The following is a 23,368-nucleotide window of genomic DNA, read 5'->3' as shown; positions in this document are numbered from 1 at the left end:
GTCAGGTTTGGAAGAGGATGAGGCTCATGGCCGGGTATCCCAGCAGGACCAGGAACCCGGTGAACAGCAGGACGACGGGCAGGCTCATCCGTTCGGTCGCGGACTGGGCGGTGGCCTCCATCTCGGCGAGGAACTGCACGCGCAGGGTCTTGGCCTTGGCCGCCAGGGAGCCGCGCACCCGGGCGCCGTCGGCGCCGGCCAGGTGCAGGCTCGCCGACAGTTCGGCGAACTCGGGGGTGTCGTACCGTTCCCCGAGGTCGCGCAGGATCCGCCAGGCCGGGGTCCGGGTGAGGGACGCTTCCCGTAGTGCGTCGCGAATGGCGGTCATCGCCCATCCCCCGCCGTGCGCGGAGGCGTCGGTGAGGGCTCCGCTGACCCCGGCGCCCCCGGCGAGGGAGACCACCACCAGGTCGGCGAAGCCCGACAGGGTGCGGCGCATCTCCTCTCGGCGCTTGGTCGCCTCGTCGTTGAGGGACAGGTCCGGGGCGAACCACATGAGCACGAGGAAGCCGGCCCACGACAGCAGGGAGACGAAGGTCGGGGGCAGTACGCCGAAGGAGGCCAGGAGCATGCCGACCAGCGGGGGGAAGACCAGGCCCACCACGACCCCGGACACCTTCTCCGCGAGGTAGCCGCCCGCAGCCCGGTCGCACACGCGCAGATTCCGTACGGCCCGGGGGCCGGGGAGTCCCGCCGCCCGCAGCAGGGGGACGCCCACTCGACCGATTCGGGAGAGGAACCCGTCCTCGTGTCGACGTGGTCTTTCCACGGGGGTCGGTTCGGGGTCGCTCAGACGTTCGGCCAGGCTCGGCCGGGCCCAGCGGGCCGCCGCCAGCGCCCACAGCGCCAGGCCCAGTGCGGCGCCCGCCAGGGCCGCCGCGGTCACGGGGTTCACAGGGCGGCCTCCTTGGCCGGGTCGGGGGCGAGGACGCGCGGGCCGAGGGAGAAGCGGGACATCCGCGTCATCCACACCACGGCGGTGGCCCACAGGGCACCGATGCCCGCCAGTACCGTCTGGCCGAGGAACCCGTCGAACGGCGCGAGGTACTCGGGGTTGAACAGGAGCAGGAACGCCCCCATCCCGAGCGTGGCGCCCATGATGATGCGCGATGAGGTGCGCAGCCGCGCCCGGCTCGCGGACACCTTGACCAGCATCGCCGCCTGGTCGCGGGCGGACTCGGCCAGCGCTCCGAGCAGGACGCCCAGGTCGGTGGCGTGGCGGGTGGCCGACATGGACAGGGCCGAGGCGACCAGGTCACCGGTGGGGTTGTCCACGGTCTCGGCGAAGACGTGCAGCGCCTCCTGGGGTTCACGGCCGCCGCGCATGTCGTCGGCGAGCCGGTGGACGGCCTCGCGCAGTGGTTCGGGGGCGATGGGCGCGGTGGCCGCGATCGCCTGGTGCAGGCCCGAGGAGCCGGCCATGAGGTCGCGGAGCATCTCGGTCCAGGCGGCGACCGCCTCGACCCCTTCGACCTGTTCCTTGTGTTCGGCGTCGCCACCGAAGAGTCGCGGGGCCCACCAGAGCCCGGCGGCGGCCAGCACCCCGGCCACGGGCCAGCCGGTGAGGAACCAGGCGCCCACCCCGGCGGCGACCGCGAAGACGACCTTGCCCGGGCGCGGGAGCCGAAGGGGTCTGCGGTCACGGGCACGCTCGGCCAGGAGTGGAGCCGCCCAGAAGCACAGCAGGAACACACCGAGGCCGACGACGCCGCCGGCGGTGGCGAGCAGGAGCGTGTTCACCGGCCCCACCCCGCCGTCCGCGCGAGCAGGGTCTGGGGGTCGAAGCCGTGGTCCACGAGCACGTCGAGGGTGTCGGGGCTGGGCGGGGCGGCGTCCAGGCGGCCCTGGCGCGAGGAGTAGCGGTAGATCTCGTTGGAGACCACGTTCTGCCCCTCCGCGCCCACGACCTCGCGGACGCTGGTGACCCTGCGTTCGCCGGTGGGCAGGGCCGACACGTGCACGACCAGGTGCACCGCCGACGCCACCAGGGAGGCGGTGGCCTCCAATGGCAGACGTTCGGCGGACTGGGCGGCGTAGGCGCCCAGTTTGGTGAAGGCGCCCGCGGAGCCGGCCGCGTGCAGCGTGGTGAGGCTGCCGTCGTTGCCCTGGCTCATGGCGTTGAGCAGGGGGACGGTCTCGCTGCCCCGCGTCTCTCCGACGATGACGCGGTCGGGTGACATGCGCAGCGCGGTGCGGACCAGGTCGGCGATGGTGATCTCGCCGACGCCCTCGATGTTGGCGGGGCGGGACTGCAGCGCCACGCAGTCCGGGTGGGCCTCGCGGTCCTTGTCCAGGCCCAGTTCGAAGACGTCCTCGATGGTGACCAGGCGTTCGGTCGGCTCGATCTCCGAGGCGAGGGCGCGCAGCAGTGTCGTCTTGCCCGCGCCGGTGCCCCCGGTGACGACCATGTTGCGGCGCGCGGCGACGGCGGCCCGGAACAGGGAGACCAGTGCCGGGTCGAGGGTGCCGAGTTTCTCCAGTCGGCGCAGCGACGAATGCGTGTGCCGGTGCCGGCGGATCGACACCGACGGCTGCCGGGAGACCGCCATGACCGCGTTGAGGCGCTCGCCGCCCGGGAGTTGGAGGTCGAGGATGGGCGCGCCCGGGTCGAAGCGGCGTTCGCCGCTGGCGGACTCGGCGGCCAGTCGGCGGACCAGGACCACGACGTCCTCGACGTCGTCGAACAGGTTCGCGTGCAGGCGTCGGGTGCCGTCGGCGAGGCGCACCCAGGCGTCCACACCGTTGATGTTGATGTTCTCGATCTCGGGGTCGTCGAGCAGGGGCTGGAGGGGTCCCACCCCGGTGACCTGGGCGAGCGAGGCGGCGGCGATGGCCGACTCGGTCTCGGGGGCCAGCAGTGCGCGGCCCCGGGCCAGGGCCGCGCGGGCCTCCTCGTCGAGGATGTTGGCGATGATCCGGTCGGCTCGGGCGCGGTGCTCGGCCGGGGTGTCGGGGTCCTCGCCGCGTGTCTCGTCGGTGATGCGCCTGGCGGTCTCGGCGGACACGTAGGCGACCCATCGGGCCTCGTTCCGGCCGGCCTCCGGGTCGAGGAAACGATCGAGGTCGGACACGCCGATGTCGTCGGGGTGGCTCATACCGTCACCTCCGGTGCCCGCGGCACGGAAGGCGACGGCTGCTCCGGTTCGGTGGCGTCGAGTTCCGTCGCCAGGGCGCCGACCGCCTTGAACAGGGGGCGGCGCCGAGGACGGGCGAGGTCGCCCTCACCCCGTAGGAACCGGGCCGAGCGGTCATCGGCGGGGACGCGTCCCCACACGGCCGGGCCGAGGGCGTCCGCGATCTCGCCCACGCCGCCCCTGCCACCCGAGACGACCACGCGCAGGTCGCGGACGGGGAAGGTCGGCGAGAGCAGGTGCTCACGGGCGCGACGCAGTTCGGTGAGCCCTTCGGAGACCACGAGCACGGTGTGGTCGGCCCGCGCGGCGAGGGCGTGGGCCGGGGAGGAGGTGGTCAGGCGCCCCAGGTCCACGACGACGACCGGCGCGGCCATGGTGGAGAACGACAGCGGTTGACGGCCCAGCAGACGCACCGCGCCCTCGGCCGGTTCGCCGGTCACCGGCGCCGGGCAGACCCGCAGGCCGCCGGGCAGGGTCTGGGTGTGTTCCTCCAGGTCGGCGCTGCCCCGGCGTAGGGCGGCGGCGAGACTGGTGAGTCCGGGTTCGGTGGGGACGCGCCGCCAGACGGAGAGCGCGCCACCGGCGGGGTCGGCTTCCATCAGGATCCCGGGCTCCTCCCCCGGCCAGGCCCCGGCCAGGGCCATGCCCACGCTGGTCACGCCCGGGGATCCGCCCAGGGAGAAGAGGGCGACCGTGCGGGTCATCATTGCCCTCCGCGCGGGTGGACCTGGACGAGGCTGATCCGCCCGGCCGCCGCCGCGTCGGCGATGCGCGCGGCGTCGGCGGAGGAGACCAGCAGTTCGGCGTTGACGGCGCCCTCGACCCCGGGGTCGGGGGTGAGGGTGCGCACCAGGGCGAGGTAGGCCTGAGGTGCGCCCTCCTCGGTCTCCTCGCCGCCACCGACGATCACCGAGACGTTGGCGCCCGCGCCCAGGGATGCGGGGAAACGCCCGGGCTGGAGGGTGGCGCCGACCAGGGCCCGGTCGGCCTCGGGGAACTCCGCGTCACTTCCGAGCCCGGCCTCGGGGACGACACCTCCTTCGACCACGGGCAGGGTGAGGGTCTGCCCGACGATCTCCTCCATGCGTCCGGCGTCCACGAAGGAGATGTCGGAGGAGATGGTCATCTCGGATACGCGCAGGTCGGAAAGGGTGAGGACGTGGCCGGCGGACAGATCCTCGTCGGCGACCACGACCCCGGTCCGGTCGTCGAGGCGTTCCAGGGCGAGGACCCCGCCGAGCGCGCCCGCCGTCGTCAGGGTCAGCGCCAGGACCAGCCAGCGCCAGCGCTTGGGGCCTCCGCCGGAGAGCCGTACGGTGGGGGGTTGTTGCGCGGGGCGCCCCGCCCGGAGGGGCGGGGCCGTCGTCGTCTCGACCACGTCTGTCTCAGTTCTTCTCGGTGTTACCAGGTGTCCGTGGTCACTGGGTGTCCGTGACCAGTCCGTGGGATTCACGGACGGTGAGGTCGACCTCGGAGGTGCTGACGAGTCCGTCCAGAGCGCCGCTGTCACCGTTGGAGAGGCTCCACTCGGTGTCCCAGAGCACGTGGACGGTGACCGTTCGGGTGGCCTCGCCCTTCGCGTCGGAGGTGTCGGAGGCGGAGGTGTAGACGTGCCCGCAGTCCGGAGACGCGGAGTCGGCCTCGTGCACCGACGCGTCGAACGGCGTGCCGGGGCCCTCGCACTCCACGGTGGTGCCGTCGCCCATGCTCCAGACGGTGCGCACGGGGGCCGCCGTCACGGTCAGGGACGTGGAGTCGAGTTCGGCGGAGACGGATTCGGCGTCCCACCCCTCGGGTTCGACCCACAGCCACAGCGGCGCGTTGACCAGGATCAGGGAGTCGGTGCCCGGGGAGGTGGCGATCGTCGGTTCGGGGAGTTCGAAGGAGGCCATGGCCTCCTCCAGCGTCGCGAAGGGGTCGGTGCCCTCCTCGCCCTCTTCCGGGTCGGCGAAGATGGCGTCCCAGTCCATGGCGCCCCAGTCGATGTCGTTCTCCCAGTCGACGCCGATGTCGTTCCAGTCGATGGCGTCCCAATCGACGTGGTCGTATTCGCTCGCTCCGGTGCCGGCGTCGGCGCCGCCGGTCCCGCCGGATCCGGGTGTGCCCGGGACCCCACCGTGTTCCAGCAGCCACTGCAACCGGATCTGGCAGCCGTTGCCGCCGGAGCTCCCGCACTCGACACTGCCGAGGAAGGAGCCGTCGTCGGCGTGTGCGGGTGATGCGGCGCTCACGGTGGCGAGCACCAGCACGGCGGCGGCCGTGGCCGCCGCGGGGGGTAGTGGTCTCAACATGATCCGGCCTCCCAGATGCGCAGTTCGGACACGCGCCAGGCGAGTCCGTCGTGAATGAGCGTGGCGTCCACGCGTCGTGGCCCCGCCGTTCCCCCGGTCCCGCCGGTTCCCCAGGCGGAGTCGTCGACGCAGTCGTCGACCACCGCGCGTTCGGGGCCCTCGATGTCGATGGTGGGGTCCAAGGCGGGTTCCCCCTCGGTCTCGCCGCCGGCGGCCGCCTCGGCCAGAGCCGTGCGCATGAGTTCGCGCGCGCTTCCGACTGCGTGGTCGTCGAGGGCGCGCGAGGCCTCCTCGTCCCCGTGGGAGGCCGCCACCACGGCGTCCCACATCCCGGTGTAGGCGGCCAGGGCCACCTCCTCGTCTCCGGAGGAGGAGGCGGCGTCGGGGGCTTCATCAGTCTCCGGGGCGCCGTTCGCGCAACCGGTGAGGCAGAGGAGGAGAACGGCGGAGAAGACCGTCGCACGGGGAAAGCCGGAAGTCATTGCGGCCTGGTCCCTTCCATGTACTCCGCGTGCCGGGGCGGGGGCGAGCTCCGCCCGTGGAACAGGAGCGGAAGCGGCGAAACAGACAGAATGTGGTTTTCCGTGTGTTTTGTTGCTTGTGTCAGCCGTGAGCCTAGACGGCCCACGCGAAACCCAACAACCCTCCAGCAGGTGAAAAACACGCAACAAAACGGATGTCATGGGGAGCCGAAACCTGCCACGGCGTGGAGAGGGCGACCTCCATCATCCGGTCCGATCGGTTCCGAAACATGCCATCCGGCAGACATAACCCCACATCATCGGGGCTTCGGCACAAGAAATCACACGCGCACCGCGGTCCGCGCCGCTCCTTCGGACGGCGGTACTCCGAGCGACGGTCCGCGCATCGGAGAGTGACACCGAACACGCCGCCCCCTTCACCGCGCCACGCGCGAACCCTCCGCGACGTCATGCTCATGTGACGAGACGAGAACGGGAGGCCCGTGAGACCCCGCCCCTACCTCACCTTCCCGTGGTGCTACCGTTACCGTCGCTTCAGAGTCACGTGGCGTCAGGGGGAGTCGGGTATGAATTTCGACCCTCGCGACATGAGCAAGTCGGCGCACAACGCCGTCAAGGTCATCCTGGGCATCGACCTGCCGCGCGCCAGCCCCGCGAGCATGCGTGCGGTATCGGAGGTCTACGACCGTCTCTCCGGCCAGCTGACCGGCGAGCTCGTCGACGTCATGGACACGACCCGGTCCCGGGTAAGGCGCAACTTCGGCGGCGCGGCCTCCGACCACTACGACCGATCCCTGGCCGCCTTCACCAGCGGGGACAAGGACTACATCGGCAAGGCCGCGAGCACCAGCCGGATGCTCTCGGGGGAACTGCGCAAGGCGGCGGCCAACGTCGACTACATGGTGTCGATGGTCTGGGTGCAGCTTGCCCAGCTCATCGCCGAGATCGCCTGGGCCATCGCGACGGCCAAGTTCACCTTCGGCGCGTCCTTGTCATGGATCCCCGTCTTCAAGGCGATCCGGAGTCTGGCGATCAGACGGCTCCTCGCATGGTTGGCGTTCACCGTACCCAGCCACCAGATCGTCAGCCACGTCTTCGCGAGCTTCGGCGAGTTGATCCAGCGCGTCCAGATCGCCAACGGCGAGCGGGACGAGTTCGACAAGGACCTCCAACGCGAGGCGCACGTGGGGGCCGTGATCGAGGGCCTCATCTCGGCGGGGATCTCCGGAGGCCTCGGAGCGTACTTCAAGAACGGCTTCACCGAGGTCTTCGTCAGGAACATCGACGACCTGCGCGCGCTGCCGGACCCCCTGCCCACTCCGATCAAGGGTGCTCCCGTACCCGACCCGGTCCCCGCTCCGATCAAGAACGACCTCCCGCTCGACCCCGTCCCTCCGCCCAAGGTCGACCCGGACGCACCCCCGACACCGCGCCCCGAGCCCGACCCCTCACCCGTGCCGAGTCCGGGGCCCGGCACGCTCAACAACGACCTCGCCGACGTCTTCGCCCGCCAGCAGGACGAGATGCTGGTCCCGTTCCACCCCAACTCGCCCCCCGGCGCCCGTGCGTGGGACAACACCGCCTCTCGGACGGCGTTCCGCGACGACATGGCGGACCTGTTCCAGCGGACGTTCGGTGGGAGCATGGGGGCCGACCAGGCAAGGCGGTTGGGTGACGACTACGCGAATACGCTGGCCCGCTCCTGGAGCGACCCGGATCTGGGTTCCCAACTCTCCAAGACACTCGGCGACCGGCTGCCGGCGCACCTGCGCGACCACCTGGTCGACGTGCCGCAGAACCTGTTCGGTTCGCTCCGGCAGAGCACGGGCGGTTTCCTGCAGTACTTGAAACAGCTCGGTATCGGGGCGGGAAGCGGGGCCGTGGAGGGCACCCTCGGTGAGGGGCTGGGTAACGCGGCCAACGGCCAGGGGTTCACCGTGACCCCCTGGTCCGCCACCTCGGGTGCCATCATGAACCCGGGCCAGCAGATCACCACCGACTCCACGTTGGTCGGGATCGACGCCCTCAAGGGCCCGGACGGCACCATCCTCGCCCCTGACCTGCCCCCTCCCCCGGAACCAGAGCCGACCCCCGAGGCGGACGCGGGTTCCGCGAACCGGGAAGTTCCCCCGACCGCCCCCTCCTCCGGCTCGGAGGAACGGACGAACCCCTCGTCCGATCCATCGACGGACACCCCCGCCCCTCCTGAGACCGACGACCGCTCCGCTCCGGCCCTCGACCCCGAGGCCGCTTCGCATGCTCGACCCACGGACACGCGGGACCCCGCGTCGCAGGACGGGGACGACACCGTGTCCAGGGACGTCGACGCCGCCACCGGCGAGAACGCACCCGAGCCGACCGTCGAGCGGCCTGACACCCGCCCCGAAGCGTCCGAGGCCCGGGCGACGGACCCTCCCGTGTCCGACGACACGGGTGCCTCCCGACCGAACACGGGACCCGCGCCCTTGAGCGAGACGCAGGAGCGTCCCCACCCAGACGACGCCTTCCCCGAATCGACGGGATCGACGGACGGGCGGACCTCGCAGACACCGGTGGCCGCGTCGGCTCCGCCGGTCGCGTCCGGACCCGTCGCGGCGGACCGCGGCGCTCCCGGCCCCGCGCCGGACGGTGGCCGCCCCGAGCGCAGCACCGGGGAACAGGGGCGGCGATCCGCCTCCGATCCTCAAGGATCGACACAGACCCGGCAGGAGCCGTCGGTGGACGGCCGCACTCCACCCGCGACCGAGAGCGGCCCCACCCCAGACGACGTTCCCGTCTCCGACGAGGGTCCGGTTCCGTCCCACGGCCGGACCCCGGCGGATGTGCGCACGGAGAGCGGGACGGCCTCCGCCGACGGCTCCTCCGCCCGGCCCTCACCCGGTGGAGCCGACAGGCCGGCGGAGACCGCGCCCGAACCCGGGCCCGCGCCACGGCCGGTACACGAGACCGACGCGCCGAACACCGAAACCGACACGAGCAAGACCTCCTTCTCGTTCGACGCGCTGCTCAACCCCACCGAAGCGGACCACGACTCCTCGTACGACACCGACGACGAGGTCTCGGACGTCTCGTCCGTGTTCGACGACGAGGTCTCCGACACCATGAGTGTCAACACCGAGGTCTCCGACACGAAGGCCCCGGACACGGGGAAGGAGGGCGCCGAATCCGGGTACGTGCCCGGAAAATCCACGGACCCGCTCGGTACCCCCGACGCGGTCGCCGCGGATCGAACGACCGTGTTCCCCGTGCTCGACGTCGGCCCGGACGTCCCACCCCCGGCGAACGGAGACACCACCGCCCTCCCTCCGGCGATGGCGCGTGCCGAGGAGGCCCTCGACCACCTGGACCGGCTCACCCGACACCTCGACGACGGAGACCTCGCACAGGCGCGGGCCGTCGGGGCCGACATCCAGCGCCTGCTCTCCCCCCGACCCACCGACGGCGCCCCGCAGAACCCGTCCGTCCAGAGGGCCCGGCACCTCGCCCTGGGGCTGGTGTTCACCCTCTCCGACCCGACGGACCGGCGGTCCCCCATCGACCCGCGCGCCTTCTCCGAGGAGAAGGCCGAGGACGCCGGCGCACTCATCCGCGGGATCGACCGCAACCTCCGAGACCGGGACGAACCGGTCCGGGCCCGGCTCTGGCTCCCCGGCGGCCGACTCGACACGGGTGACGTCCGCCGCGTCGCTCAGGCCCCGCCGCCCTCGGGCGAGAACACACCGGCCACCACGATGAGCCCGAGCGTGGCCCTCACCGGAGAAGGCCCCGTCCCCACGCAAAGCGTCGACAGCGCGGCGCACGCGGGGCCGAGCCCCTCCCGGACCGCCGACGCACAGGCCTCGGCTCCGATCTCGCGTCCCGGGGCACGGGCGGCAGAGGCCCTCGACCGTCTTCCCCGGATCACCCGATCCCTCATGGCCGGGGACACCCGCCGGGCGTGGGCCCTGGGGGCCGAAGTCCAGCGATTGCTGGTCCACCGGGCGGACGACGGATCCGCGGAGAACCCCTCCGACCGCCAGGCGCGACAACTCGCGTTGGCCATGATGTACGTGCTCTCGGACCCGTCCAACCGCAAGGTGCCCCTGAGCGGGGAGGACCTACCGCCCCGCCGGCTCGACGACGCCCTTGGCCTGGTCCGCGGGATCGGCCGCAACCTCCAGGACCGGGACGACCCGATCCGGGCCCGGCTCTGGCTCCCCGGCGGCCGACTCAACACGGACTACGTCGTCAACGCCATGCGGGACCCGGCCGACCGGAACCTGCCCTCGGGCGCTTCGAGGGACACGTCGGCCACCGCCGACACCACACCGTCAACGGAGTCCGTGGACACGACGAACGCGTCTGAGGAGACCGCGAGCACCGGAGACGAAGACACCGCCGCGTCGAGCACGCCGAACCGTGAGAACGCCCTCGCGGAAGAACCCGGCCCCGAACTGACCGTCAACGTCATGACCCAGGACACCGAGGACGCGGAGGGCCCGGGTGAGGACTCCACCGGAATCCGCCGCTTCCCCGGCGAGGTCGGTCTCCTCGAATACGGCGATCGCCTCCACGACCCGGCCTTCAACCCCAACACCCACGACGCCCTTCCCACTCGAACCCGCAGGTACATCCAGGCCTACACCGCCGAAAGCTGGATCGCCGAATTCTCCCGGCTACGGCCACTGAACGAAGAAACCGTGCAGGCCGAACTCGACCGGCGACGCCAGGAGAGCCAAAACCACCCCGGATGGCGGCTCTACGAAATCGGCAACGGCCGCTGGCCGGACCTTCGGGTCCTGCGTCCCCGACTCGACGCCGGAGTGCTCACCCCCGAACAGGAAAGGGTCGTCAGGGAAGTCCTCGACTCCCCCTACCCCTCCGCGGCCATGGACGGCCTTCGCGCCCGCGCGGGCAGCGCCGGCCGGATCGCCGAAACACTCCCCGACAAGAGGGGGAACGGCTACTACCCCGACGCACAAGACGTCCTGGACATCATCGAACGCCTGGACCAGGCCACCCGGCACCCTCTGCCCGAAGGGGTCGAAGCGGTGCGGGGCGTGTACGGCTTCGAACACCTGGGCCCCGGCGGTACCCGCGATCCCGCCTCCCTGGTCGGCAACACCTACACCGACCCCGGCTACATGTCCCTGTCCCTGGGCGACCGCCCCGGCGCGGCCGGAGGGTCCCCCACCGACCTCATCCACTTCACCCTCCCCCAGGGCACCCAAGGCCTGTGGGTGGGCGACCGAAGCCTGCATCCCTACGAACGCGAGCTCATCCTCGCCCGCGACACCACCTACCAGATCACCTCCACCGAACCCTGGGGCCGAGGGAACCTCCTCCACGCCCGGATCATCCCTGCCGGGCACGGCTCGGACCCCCACACGGCCACCGAATCCTCCGATGAGGTGACCGTCATGGCGGTGACCCCGGTCGAGGGAAGCGTGCAGGCTCCGGACGCCGGCGCCACGTCGCTCTCCGACCCCGACGCCCTCGCGCACGGTATGGGACTGACCGACGGGAGCGGTGGGCCCGGTGAGACCGCTGAGGCCGGAGGAGACAACACGGCCGGCGGAAGCGGTGAGAACAACGGGGCCGAAGGGACCACCACGGAAGGCGACACCACGATCGGCGACGCCGCGCCCACCCTGGAGGAGATCCAGCTCACGGCGCAGCGACTGGCCACGGACATCGCCGACTTGACCCCCGACATCCGAAGAATGGAGGCCACCACCCGCGCCGCGGCGTTCGACCGCCTCGAACAGGTCGGGAGCTCATTCGGTGGTCTCGTGACCCGGGCCTCCGCGATGGCCGGCACCGTACCGGAGGCCATCGACATCACGGCCGGTCTGGCCTCGGACATCGCCACCGCCGCGAACGACGCGGCGAGACTGAGCGCGGACGCGGCCACAGGCGCGCGGAACGCTATCCGTAGGGCGCCCACTTCGCTGCCGCAGGACCTGGCCGGGATCACCAGCATGGCCCAAGACCGGAACGCCGCCGATGCGAACGTCACGGCCGCCGCCACCGCACGCAACGAAGCCGACCGCGCGACCCAGGTGGCCGCCCAAGTCACCAAGACGATCACCGGTGCGACCAGGACCGCCGGTGAGCAGGCGCGGAGGCACACCGAAGAGGCGCGTACGGCGTCGGATGGGGCGAACCGCGAGCTGCGGAGTGCGCAAAAGGCCGCGCGCGAGGCCGTCACCCGACAGGAATCCCTCGTGGCCGCCGTTGACAAAGCGACGTCCGACGGCGTCGAACGGGCCCTGGCGACAGCGGCCACCGCTCATACGAACGCCACGAACGCCGTCGAAGCCGTGGAGACGGCACGGGTCAACGCGGAGACCGCCGCCGTCGATGCCGCCCACGCCCGCGCACTCACCGAGACGGCCGTCGCGGATGGTCGCCACAACGACACCGTCGACCATGTGGTCCAGGCTTTCGAACAGGCCGCCACCGCCCGTAGCAACCGAGATGCCATCCCCCAGGCCAAGACCATCCGCGAGGCGATCGAACGCGTCCGGCGAGCGCTGACGGAGGCCGAGCGGATGGCGAAGCTGTCGTCCGACGGTTCTCCCGCACGGAACCGTCTGGATTCGAACCAGGTGACGCCTCCCAGCCTCGACCCGGAGGACAGGTCCGCCGCCGAGGTCGACGCCGAAGCGGCGGTGAATAGGGCCGAGCGTGCCGCCCAGGAGGCGCTCTCCCTCCCCATCGAAGCTCTCAACAGACACACTCGTTCACTGGACTACACCGCTGAGGCGGTCGGCGACCTGTACACCGAGGTGGCCGGGAACCACGAGAGCGCCGAAACGGCCGCTCAAAACGCGAATTCGGAACTCGTCAGGACCCGTGTCACGGACGACCCCGCCGTTGCCGACACCGCCCGGCACGCGGCCTCCGCCGCGGCGGACCGGGCCGAAGAAGTGGCCCGAGAGGCCCGTGACAGGTACGACGGCCACAGTTTCGCGAGGTTCCGCGAAAACTACACCGACGACCTCTTCGCGGCCCAAGAAGACGCGCGTACGATCCAGCGGATCGCCGACGGCGCTCGGGGCCGTCAGGTCGTGGCGAACGCCGCGGTTCAGGCACACGCAACGGTCCAAAGCGCACTCGAACGCCGGGTTTCCGGCCAGGAACAGCGCATGGAACACATCGAACGTATCCTCGACCAGACCGGGCAGGCGGTTCTTCGGGCGGAGGAAGAGGCCGCCCGAGCGCGGCGCGACGCCCAAGAAGCGCACGACCAGGCGCGGCATCCCCGTGAGTACCCGGGCACGCTCCCCCGGGACGAGTCCGCCAAGACGTACGACCTGGACTACCTGGTCCGGTCACGGCTCATCGCCCCGGATCGGCTCTACACCGAACGCGTACCCGAGGTCGTCGAGTATCTGATCACCGCTCAGGCGCCCGACATGCCGACGTCGCTGCACTCGGACGTAGCGTCTCAGATCGACAGCGTCGCCCGCACGCAGGGGATGGCCGTCTTCTTCTCCTCCGAAGGTTTCGCGGTGACCGTCACCGACGAAACGGGGAGCGACACCCGTTCCTGGACGATCCAGGTGGCCCTGGAGTCGGCCACGCAGGACGGTTTCCGGCACCTCGCCCTCTCCCGTGAGTCGGGGGCTCCCTTGGAAGGGATCGAGGAGGAGCGCACCCACGCCACCAAGAGGGGCGGCGCCTCGTCCCACGACCCGCGTCGCGGGGGCAGCGCCCGCTTCACGGCGAGCCCGATGCTGGTGGGGGACGTTACCGGCGGATTCGCCGCCGGGCCGTGGTTGACGCTCGGAGGTGGTTACACGGGGGGACGGAGAAGCGGCACGGCCGGCGGTAACGTGGCGGTGAGCTCCGCTCTGGAGTACATGGCCTTCGGCCCTCCCGAGGTCTACCTCAACGACCTGCGCGTACGTGTGAAGGTCACCCCTCCCCCCGAAGCCCCCTCCGAGGACGGGAGCCCTTCGGCCCCCGCTGAGAGCGCGGGGACCACTTCCCCGCCCGCCGCAGCTCAAAGGGACGAGACCGCACCCGCGCCGGCTCCCACCGGTAACCGGGACGACGGATTCCAGAGCGGTGTCATCGTGAACGGCATGGCCTTGGTCCTTCCGGGCGAGGTCGCCGCACGACCGGACGACGTCCCCGCGAGCATCGACCTGACCGCCACCCGTCCCGGGCAGGGCGCTGAAGGCGGCACCCCCGCGCGCCTGCCCGACGGGCCGATCGGCGGCCTCCCGATTTCCGTCGCCTCGGTCACTCCGCGCGGGGACGGCGCGAGTCCGCACAGCGATCTGGGTTCCTGGATCGCCGACTACCTCGTCTCCGACTCCTATGCCCCGCATCGCGAGGCCATGGGCGATGTCATGGTGAATCTGACGAAGGAGAGCACCCGGGCGAAGATCCGCGAGTGGCAGGCGACGATCCGGAAGTTCTTCGACAACGACTCCATCCAGGAGTATCTCGCCCACCTCGACACGGGCCCCATGACCGTCGAGGTGACGCACCCCGTCCTGGGCGACATGATGCTGAAGTTGTCCTCGACCCCGAACAAGTTCACCGCCAAGGAACACACGCCTTCGTTCGGCGAGACGTTCCTGAATCACACCGTCGAGGAGAGCACCGCTCTCGGACTGAGCCGCAACAGCAACGTCACAGCGTCCGTGGGAGGGGGGTTGGGGATCGTCGTCCCCCTGCCCACCGGCGGATCGATCCGCCTCAACATGCCCCACGTGGAGTACACCTGGGGTCGGACGTTGTCCGCACAGTCCCAAACCGTCTCTGCTTCCGGAGACCACCGGTCCCTCGCGCACCATGGGACGAGCACCGAGAAGTTCACCGCCTTCGATGTCGAACGCACCGTGTCGGTGGAGCTCCAGGAAGAGCAAGTGGCCCACACGTTCGACGTGCGTACCGTGGAACTCCTGCAGGTGGAGAGCGCGACGAACCTCCAGCGCGCCGCCACCGGCGAGGACGCCCCCTCCGGGGCCGAAGCGGACCGGGTCCCGCCCTTCACACATCTGCGCGGCGAACGCGTCGTGGATTTCTCCGGCACCCACCACCACTCGCTCACCCGGGTTCCCCCACCCGAGGGAGAACGAGCCGCCGAAGGATCGGAGACCCCCTCGACGACCACCGACGACGATCGCGGTGTGTTGGAGACGCTCACCGACCGCATCCTGGAGGGCATCGCCCGCGAGCACCCAGGCCTGGTCCTGCCCGAACTGTCCCGTAAGCGAAGCCTCTACGCGCTCAAGCCGGGGCAGGAGAACACCTCGTTCTTCAAGCGGTCCTTCCGTGAGCGCTGGGGACTCCGCCGTTCCTACGACATCGCCCACCAGAACACGCTCGACGTGCGTAACGCGGTACGCGACGCCATGAACGGCGACAACCGCGACAGACTCGCCTCCGCCGACGGTCTGCGCATCCAGCTCAGAGAATCCGCGCTCGTCGACCCCACCCTCATGGCACGGGACAGGAGGCTCGTGCGCCCTGACGTCCTGACCCTGGCCCTGAAGGCCGATTTCTCCGCTTTGACGCACCAGGGGACGACCACGGCCGAGACCGGGGTGCGCATGGGCGGGAGCACGACCCTGGGGTCGGAATCGGGGACGGGCTCCTCGCACGCCCTCTCCCTGTCCTTCGGCTCCGGCATGATGCGCTCGGCGGAAGCGGACGCACACGGCCTGGCTCGGCTCCTGGGCGGCGTCATGGCCTCCCTCAGGTGGAGCAGGATCAACCGCAGTAGCGCGACCCACGGTGTCTCCTACAAATCGAACAACCGGTTCGTCTTCCCGGGGGACTCGGACCGATGGGAGGGGACGGTCGGCTTCACCGCCCGTCTCTACGACGACACCCAGGTCCTGTCCGGTCGCACGGACAACCACGTGAACCTGTTCGAGAGCCCTGTCGAGGCCCGGTACTCCCTGATCACCCCCAAGAAAACGACCGAGGTCCCGCTGAGGGGAGGCACGGTCGAACCGTCTCCTCCCGAGCTCCTCCCAGCGGCGGAGAGCCGAGCGATCATCGATCCCCGCCCCGAGGACCTGGCCGCTCTGGAACCGGAGGACGCGCACGAGCGCCGGGCGCGGGCGGCCATCGACAACGGTGCCACCATCGACAAGGTCGGCCTCACCGTGTTGGGCGACGACGCCACCGCCTCCGCCAACGGTGTGCTCCAGAAGACCTTCGACACCTTCACCGACCGGCGCCCGGTGTTGGACGGTCGCAAGCACAAGCTCCGAGGGTTCCTGGACACCATCGGCGGGAGGCACTTCTTCACCAACTTCCTCTCCCCCGTCTCCCTGGCCTCCGACCCCGCCACCTTCTCCCCTTCGGGGCACCGGGGCCGGGTCGAGATGGGCGGTACGTGGCGGTCTCCCAACGACATGCGCGCCGCCGGGGCCACCATCGCGCGACCTGAGCGGATCGTCGGGATGCACGCGATCGAAGCACAGGTGGCGGTCACGGGAGAGAGTTCCTCCTCCGCGGGGGCCGCGAAGACGAAGACCTACACCGCCGGCCTCAGCGGCACCGGTTTCGTGGGCGGTACCAGCAACACCCTGCAGGAGGACGGAGCCGCATCCGGCGCCGACCGGTCCGCGGCCATGGGCCCCACCCCCATGGGCGGGCCGTCCCACAACTGGAACTTCTTCCGCCGCGGGGAGACCCTCGACTCCGGAGTCTCCTCGACCTCGGGGCTCTTCCTGCTGACCAACCCGGCGACGGTCTACACCTTCCGTATGGGGGGCAGCATCTCCCAGGCATGGGAGTTCAAGAAACACCGCGGACTCAACTTCCCCGGTTGGTGGTCCCACAAATACGTCGGCTGGAAGGCCTGGTTCAACGACCTCGCCTCGGGCTTCATCACCGCCCGCGACGCCGAACAGGGCGGCATCATCGACGACGCCGTCGCCCAGGCCGACGACGGCACCCTGGAGCCCGCCACCCAGCGCAACCCGACACCGCCCGCCAACATCCGCGTCCGCACCGGCTTCGACGGCGCCGGAGAGCAGCGTCGGCCGGCGGATCCGACGGCGGCGGTCCGCCGATTGGAGGAGCGGCTCCGCGACCAAGGGCTCAAGCTGACCCGCGGAGGCAAGGAGAGGCTCCTCGCCTCCCTGACCCAGCGCCTGGGAAACACGACCGGGATGATCCCCCCCGTCTCGGTCAAGGTGGTTCCCTCACGAGGAACCTTCCGGAGGTTCTTCCCCCGGTCAAAGCCCGCTCGGGTTCTGGTGGAGCTGTCCAAGACCAACCCTCGGGTCGACTACGTCACCTCTTCCGTCTTCACCGTCGAGAGCCACTCCTGGCAGGCGAAGACGACGAAGATCCACTCGCGGGGCAAGGACCATTCCTCCGCGGTGACCGTGCCCCCGTGGCAGCCCGCGCCCTACGGCGACCCGGAGGGCGGCCCTGGTGAACTACCGGACAGCCACCCCTACCTCCTCTCACCCGCGGCGGGCGTCGGAACCGCCCGTTCGGACTCGGAGAACGTCTCCTACACGGAGAAACAGTCCCGCAGCATCGTCATGGAGTCGTCCGGCCCCTTCGCCAGGATCACTCACGACACGTCCCTCACCCTGTCGTTGGAGACGGCGGGCAAGGACCCGGTGGACGCACACGCCGACAGCGGTCCCGTGCAGACGTTCCATCTCGCTTCGTCGTTGGAGTTCGGCGCCCCCACATCCACGCCCGCCACCCCCCTGGACACCGCACCCACACCACCCATCGTCACCCCCCGGGGCGGCGACAGCCTCGCCGACGCCGTCACCACCGCCACCCGAGCACTCGACGGCTTTCCCCCCGCCTCCCGGGACGCCATCATCATGCCCACCGCGGTCTATGGCCCCGACGTCCGCGACGCCGCCATCCACACGATCGCCCACTCTCTCGGATGGAAACCACGCACCGCCCCGGGCGGTCGTGAGGACCCCACACCCGAACAACTCAACGAACTTCGCGACCACCACGCCCGGGACACCCACGAAGCACGCCGCCACATCGCCGAGCGCCTCAAGCTCGACGACCGCTACACCCCCATCGACAACACCCTCAACCCCGACGCGCTCAAAGGCCTCTTCTCCAACACCCTCGGCCACCCCGAAGGCACCGACATCCTCCGCATCGGCCGCACCCAGTGGCGCGTCGCCGCCACCCCCGACTTCACCGGCTCCCGCATCCTCACCGCCCGTCCCAGCAGCCGACTCGCCTACAAGGAAACCGAAGGACAAGCCGTCTCCCACGGCCACTCGCAAAGTGGCGGTACCACCGCGACCGTGGCCTTCCGTCCCACCGGCAGCGACACCGTCGACTCCGACAACCCCGACCGCAGTGCCATCCTCACCGGCTCCGGCGACGCCACCGTCCAGAACAACACCAGCAGCTCACCCGCCGCCCACAGCCTCGTCACCGGCGCGCCCCCCGACATGACGCGCCAACGGCTCGGCACCGCCTACCTCGTCGAATTCGACACCACCTGGACCATCGGCAGCCGCACCACGAACAAGACCCCCTTCGGTGACCTCCCCCAACAATTCACCACCGACCACACCAACAAGGTCAGCGCCTGGATCTCCCAGAGCGACGCCATCCGGTTGGGCATCATCACCCCCGAGCAAGCACACAGCGCGGACACCCCCATCACCGCGGAACTCGACGCCGCCACGACCATGTCCGACGCCGAAGCCACCTACATCGCCGAACGCGCCAAACTCCCCGTCCTCGCCGATACCTATATCAAGGCTTACAACGCCCACCACGCCGCACCCACAAGCGGCACCAGGGCCTCACTCGACGCCCTCATCGACGCCCTCGATCCCACGCCCGAGGCCCGGGCCACCCTCAACACCGCCCTCACCGCCCACGCCACCAACCCCACGAACGCCACCCAGGCGGCCCTCGACACCGCTTTCACCGGCTTCGACCTCGGCGCCCTCAACCCCACGCCCGAGGCCCGGGCCACCCTCAACACCGCCCTCACCGCCCACACCGCCAACCCCACGAACGCCACCCAGGCAGACCTCCAGGCCGCCCTCGGCACCCTCCGCCACGCCGGCGGCACCGCCTACGACAGCCAGAACGCCATCTATCAGAGGGCCCTCAGGAACTACAACACCGCCGTCGACGCCTGGACCACCGCCGCCGCGGCCACCCACGCCCACTTCGCCGCGCTCACCCGCCCCGATCCCGAGCCCCCTACCACACACAACGCACCGCTCACCGAGCAGATGGAGCGGTCCCTGGGGCTGCGACCCAAAACATCGCCATTGGTAGAGGCGTTCCGGTCCGCCCTGAACACGCCTCCCACGGTCTCCGCCGAGGACACGGACCACGGCGGGGTTCCCGATCCGGGGGCCGGCCCATCCCGTCAGCCGGCTCCGGTGTCCCCGGAGACCGGTGCGTCGGACGATCCCCCGGTGCGTCCGGAGAACGACGAAGACGGCCGGTCCGAACCGCCTGCCGACTCGAACGACGTCCACGTGTTCATGATGGAAACGGATGACGACGCCCCCGCGACGGAGGCCGGGGAGCCCGGTCTGGCGAGGGGCGAGGAGGACGCCCTCGCGGCGGCCCTCGGGCTGGACGGCACGGACTCCGACGACGACGGCATGAACGTCGACGACGGCTCCGACGCCGACACGATGGACATCGACCACGACGACGTCGGCGTCGTCGGAGAGGACGGCGTCCGCAGGTTCGATTCCGACGAGCAGTTGGACTCCTACGACCATTGGCTCCAGGACCCGGACAACAATCCGCACGCCTTCGACACCCTTCCTCGGGATCAGAGGGAGATGGTCGACACCTACACCAGGACCGCCTGGATCACCCGCATGGCCCGCGTACAGCCCTTCGTTCCGCAGAACGTCCTTCGGCAGCTCACGGATTGGCGCAACCGATCCCGGGCGGAGGCGGCCGACCCCGACACCGCACCGACCGCCCACGGCTGGGACCTGTACGAGGCCAACAACCTCACCTGGCCCACCCTCGAACGCCTCCGCGAAATCCAGGCCTCCCCCGCCTCACTGCCGGCGCGCACCCGGGGCCTCATCGACTACATCCTCACCGCCCGCGATCCCGCCGCCGAGCTCGGGCACTGGTACCACAACGCCGGATACGCGGGCGTCATCGCCGGACACGACAACGGCGCCTATCCCCACGTGGAGCGTGTCCGCGAACTCTTCGGCCTCCTCGACGGCGCCGTCGATCGCCCCTTGCCCGAAGGCGTGCAAGTGAGCCGGGGCCTGAACTCCATCGACCACCTCTTGCGGGAGGCAGGCAGCGGGGATCCCCGCGATCTCGTGGGTACCGTCCACACCGAACCCGGCTACATGTCGACCAGCCTGGGCGACGACCCCTTCAAGACCGATGCCGACCCCTTCCCCTTCCTGCTGCGCCTCGACGTCCCCGAAGGGGCCCACGGACTCTGGATCGGCTCGCGCAGCCACGACCCCGAACAACGCGAACTCACCCTCGCCCGCGGCACCGACTACCGCATCACCGAGGTTCGGCGGGTGGACGACCCGGCGACGGGAACGCAGCGGTTCGAGTTGCGCGCGGAGGTGGTTCCGACAGTGTCACCGCGTCCGGACACCTTCTCCTCGGGGCAGGTCGGATCCGATGGTGTCCGGCGGTTCGGCAATCCCTTCGAGGCGATGTGGTATGGGCACAGACTGCACAACACCACGCACAATCCGCACGCCCTCAACGCACTCGCACCCGCCGAACGGTCCCTGGCCCGCGCGCTCAGCAAGTTCCCCGCCGCGTCCACTCCCGTCGCGGCGGATCCGAACACCTCTCGGGCGTGGCTGGACGCCGTGCGCGGCAGGAGCCGGGTATTCGGTCTCGCCCCCACCGACCCACGGAGCGGCATCGGGTGGGACCTGTACGAGGCCAACAACCTCACCTGGCCCACCCTCGAACGGTTGGGCGAGCTGTTCCCCGTGGAACGAGAACGCAACCCCGGCCGCGCCCGACTCATCCACTTCATCCTCAACGACCGCGATCCTCGGGCCGCACTCGCACGGATGTACCAGAACGCGGGTGAGGCCGGCGCCCTGGCCGAGGCCAACGGCGGGGTGTATCCCACGGCGGAACGGCTCCGGGAACTCCTGGACACCTACGACACCTTCCTCGACCACCCGCTCCCCGACGCGGTCGAGACCACCTGGCTCCTCGACGACCCCTCCGTGCTCCACTCCATGGTGGGATTCGATCCGAACGACCCCGCCACCCTGATCGGCACGGAACAGGCCACCTCCGGGTACACCGCCGTCGCACTGAACCCGGACCCGATCCAAAGGAGCCGTTCCCTGCCGGTGGCCATCCGTCTCACGCTCCCCCCGGGGACCCGTGGTCTCTGGGTCGGTTCCTTGGGACTGCTCCCGGCGAACCAGGAATTCGTTCTGCCGCCCGGAACCCCTTACCGCGTCACGGCCGCACACTCGACGAACACCCGTCTTGTGATCACCGCGGAGGTGATCGTCCCGCCGCAGGCACGTCCCGAACCCGGCACCGAAGTCGCCGCGAGCCTGCTCCCGGCCGGAGCGGACACGGTGCCCACGGGTCACTCTTCGCGGCAGGATCCACCCGCACCGGCGGAGCCTTCCGGGGACGGCATGGGGTTCGTCGACGACCACGGGGTCAGACGGCTTCGCTCGGACTCGGAGATCGAGGCCTACGGACAGTGGCTGCACGACCCGGTCAACAACCCCAACGCCCACGACACCCTGGACCAGGCGCGGCAGGACGGGGTGTACGGCTACACCCTGGACGGGTGGGTCAACTGGGTGGTCCGGGAGGGCATGGCACCCGGGCAGATCGCGCGGCACTTGGATTCGATGCGGGAGAGCACCCGCCAGGATGTCGAGACCGAGCCGATGGACAACCAGGGCTGGGATCTTTACGAGGCCAACGACCTCACCTGGCCCACGCTCCAGAGGCTGGGCGAACTCGAAGCCGACGCGCGCACCCCCGACCGCGCGAGAAGACTCATGCGGTCCATCCTCGGGGCCGATGACCCCGAATCCGAACTGGAGTACTGGTACAAGCGTAGTGGTGCGGCCGGGAACATGGCCCGATCCAGCGGCGACGTCTATCCGACACCGGAGCTCGTCCTGCGGCAGGTGCGCATCCTCGACAGCGCCATCGACCGCCCGCTGCCCACGGCGGTCGAGGTGGTCCGTGGTCTGGAGGACCTGGACCACCTCGGCGGGTTCGACCCGAACGACCCCTATTCGCTCGTGGGTACCGTCCACACCGAGTCGGGTTTCATGTCCACTTCGTTGGGGGGCGTGCTACCCGATGACACCGACAACGAGTACGCGCACGTCATCCGCCTGACGCTCCCCAGGGGCGCCCACGGCCTGTGGATCGGCGACAGGAGCGTGTTCTCCCAAGAGCGCGAGCTCCTCCTCCCCCGAGGGACCACCTACCGCGTCACACGCGCGGGCTGGGGCGGTTCCCAGGACCTGCCCGGTTTCTTCATCGAGGCCGAGGTCGTGGTCACGCCGGGGCCGGGATCCGCGACCTCATCGACGCCATGAGAGTAGGACGCTTCGTCCCAGGTGATCGGGGCACCCGCGGGGTCCGGCGGGGTCTTGAGGACCTTGGGCCGGGAAAAGACCTTCCGAGCCCCGTCCTCCACACTGAAGTGACCAGCGAGAGTGATCTGAAATGAGTTCCATCATGAACGCCATGAACGGCGCGGAAGGCGAATACCGCACGGATTCACAGGGCCCGATCACCGCCCGGCCCGTCGTCGCGGAGGATACGGTGATCGGGTACCTGTGGTTCGCCCACGCTCCACAGGAGCATGCCGCCGGCTTCATCGCCGTACCGGGAAGCGCCGTCGCCACGGCGCGGGCCACAGAGGTCTGGGAGACGAGGCTGCGCGAGGCCGCGCGTAACGGGATCTCCCCCGAGCAGGCGGTACTCGACTGGATCGGCGTACCCGCGGACCAGGAGGCGGGAGCGATCCCCGCCGGATCCTCCACCTGGGAGGCCGAGAACACCGGCGCACTGTCGCGGGAGCTCCTCGCGGGCTTTCAGGGACGAGGCGACGAGGAGCCTCGTGTCCCGGGGCCACCGGTGTTCGACCGGTGGAGTGACGAGGCTCTCTCTCCGGTCCTGGTCGGCAGGTCCTACGCCCCTGCCACCGATGGGCCGGTACTCTACGTCCCCGTCACCATGGGTGATGTGCTCATCGGCTACCTTTGGGCCTCGGAAACCGACGACGCCGCCGACTTCCAGCCCCTGCTCCCGCCCGATGTCGAGGCCAACATCGCCCGCGGTTGGTGGATCATGGAGCACGTACGCCTGCACGGCGAGGGACTGACACCTTTGGAGGCCCTACGCTCCTGTGTGGGCACCGTGGACGACCGCCACGGTGGCAGGGTGGACGCCGAAGCCACCGAGTCCCGAGCCGAGAGCCTGGCGCAACTCCGCGACATCGCACGTAGATGAAGCTCGGGCCCCTGGTCGT

The 23,368-nt window shown here is 70.4% G+C and carries 9 protein-coding genes; 2 read left to right on the top strand and 7 right to left on the bottom strand.

Annotated features, from left to right (window positions below; translation table 11 throughout):
- Nucleotide 1: 1 nt before the first annotated feature.
- From ABZ717_RS10395 to ABZ717_RS10365, 7 genes are read right to left on the bottom strand one after another with little or no spacing between them, the layout of a single operon-like run.
- A complete protein-coding gene (locus ABZ717_RS10395; RefSeq protein ID WP_358508014.1) occupies nt 2–895 on the bottom strand; it encodes a type II secretion system F family protein in 894 nt (297 codons plus the stop codon).
- Nucleotides 892–1,740, bottom strand: a complete 849-nt coding sequence (locus tag ABZ717_RS10390; protein WP_358508012.1) for a type II secretion system F family protein — start codon at nt 1,738–1,740, stop codon at nt 892–894. The genes ABZ717_RS10395 and ABZ717_RS10390 overlap by 4 nt, the downstream gene beginning before the upstream one ends.
- On the bottom strand, nt 1,737–3,095 hold the full coding sequence (locus ABZ717_RS10385; RefSeq protein ID WP_304073174.1) for an ATPase, T2SS/T4P/T4SS family: 1,359 nt from the start codon (nt 3,093–3,095) through the stop codon (nt 1,737–1,739). Before ABZ717_RS10385 ends, ABZ717_RS10390 begins: the two co-directional genes overlap by 4 nt.
- A complete protein-coding gene (locus ABZ717_RS10380) occupies nt 3,092–3,838 on the bottom strand; it encodes a hypothetical protein (RefSeq protein ID WP_358508010.1) in 747 nt (248 codons plus the stop codon). The genes ABZ717_RS10385 and ABZ717_RS10380 overlap by 4 nt, the downstream gene beginning before the upstream one ends.
- On the bottom strand, nt 3,838–4,512 hold the full coding sequence (locus ABZ717_RS10375) for an SAF domain-containing protein (RefSeq protein WP_304073179.1): 675 nt from the start codon (nt 4,510–4,512) through the stop codon (nt 3,838–3,840). Before ABZ717_RS10375 ends, ABZ717_RS10380 begins: the two co-directional genes overlap by 1 nt.
- A gap of 40 nt (nt 4,513–4,552) precedes the next feature.
- Complete coding sequence (locus tag ABZ717_RS10370; RefSeq protein WP_358508008.1) at nt 4,553–5,425, bottom strand: hypothetical protein; 873 nt, start codon at nt 5,423–5,425, stop codon at nt 4,553–4,555.
- Nucleotides 5,419–5,907, bottom strand: coding sequence for a hypothetical protein (locus tag ABZ717_RS10365; RefSeq protein WP_358508007.1), 489 nt, complete (start codon nt 5,905–5,907; stop codon nt 5,419–5,421). Before ABZ717_RS10365 ends, ABZ717_RS10370 begins: the two co-directional genes overlap by 7 nt.
- 566 nt (nt 5,908–6,473) lie before the next feature.
- Between ABZ717_RS10365 and ABZ717_RS10360 the strand changes: the two genes are divergently transcribed.
- Both ABZ717_RS10360 and ABZ717_RS10355 read left to right on the top strand, forming a co-directional pair.
- On the top strand, nt 6,474–22,430 hold the full coding sequence (locus tag ABZ717_RS10360) for an ADP-ribosyltransferase (protein ID WP_358508005.1): 15,957 nt from the start codon (nt 6,474–6,476) through the stop codon (nt 22,428–22,430).
- Nucleotides 22,431–22,560: 130 nt separating this feature from the next.
- On the top strand, nt 22,561–23,349 hold the full coding sequence (locus tag ABZ717_RS10355; protein WP_358508003.1) for a hypothetical protein: 789 nt from the start codon (nt 22,561–22,563) through the stop codon (nt 23,347–23,349).
- The last annotated feature ends 19 nt before the right edge of the window (nt 23,350–23,368 follow it).

This window comes from Nocardiopsis sp. NPDC006832, from assembly GCF_040635885.1.
Taxonomy (GTDB): Bacteria; Actinomycetota; Actinomycetes; order Streptosporangiales; family Streptosporangiaceae; genus Nocardiopsis.
The sequence above is the reverse complement of the archived record's forward strand: the minus strand, read 5'-3'. Positions and strand labels throughout refer to the sequence as shown.

What these genes read in the sequence shown, in the direction of transcription:
- ABZ717_RS10385 (WP_304073174.1), bottom strand. Translation starts at nt 3,095, where the DNA reads ATGAGCCACCCCGACGACATCGGCGTGTCCGACCTCGATCGTTTCCTC.
- ABZ717_RS10380 (WP_358508010.1), bottom strand. Translation starts at nt 3,838, where the DNA reads ATGACCCGCACGGTCGCCCTCTTCTCCCTGGGCGGATCCCCGGGCGTG.
- ABZ717_RS10370 (WP_358508008.1), bottom strand. Translation starts at nt 5,425, where the DNA reads ATGTTGAGACCACTACCCCCCGCGGCGGCCACGGCCGCCGCCGTGCTG.
- ABZ717_RS10365 (WP_358508007.1), bottom strand. Translation starts at nt 5,907, where the DNA reads ATGACTTCCGGCTTTCCCCGTGCGACGGTCTTCTCCGCCGTTCTCCTC.
- ABZ717_RS10360 (WP_358508005.1), top strand. Translation starts at nt 6,474, where the DNA reads ATGAATTTCGACCCTCGCGACATGAGCAAGTCGGCGCACAACGCCGTC.
- ABZ717_RS10355 (WP_358508003.1), top strand. Translation starts at nt 22,561, where the DNA reads ATGAGTTCCATCATGAACGCCATGAACGGCGCGGAAGGCGAATACCGC.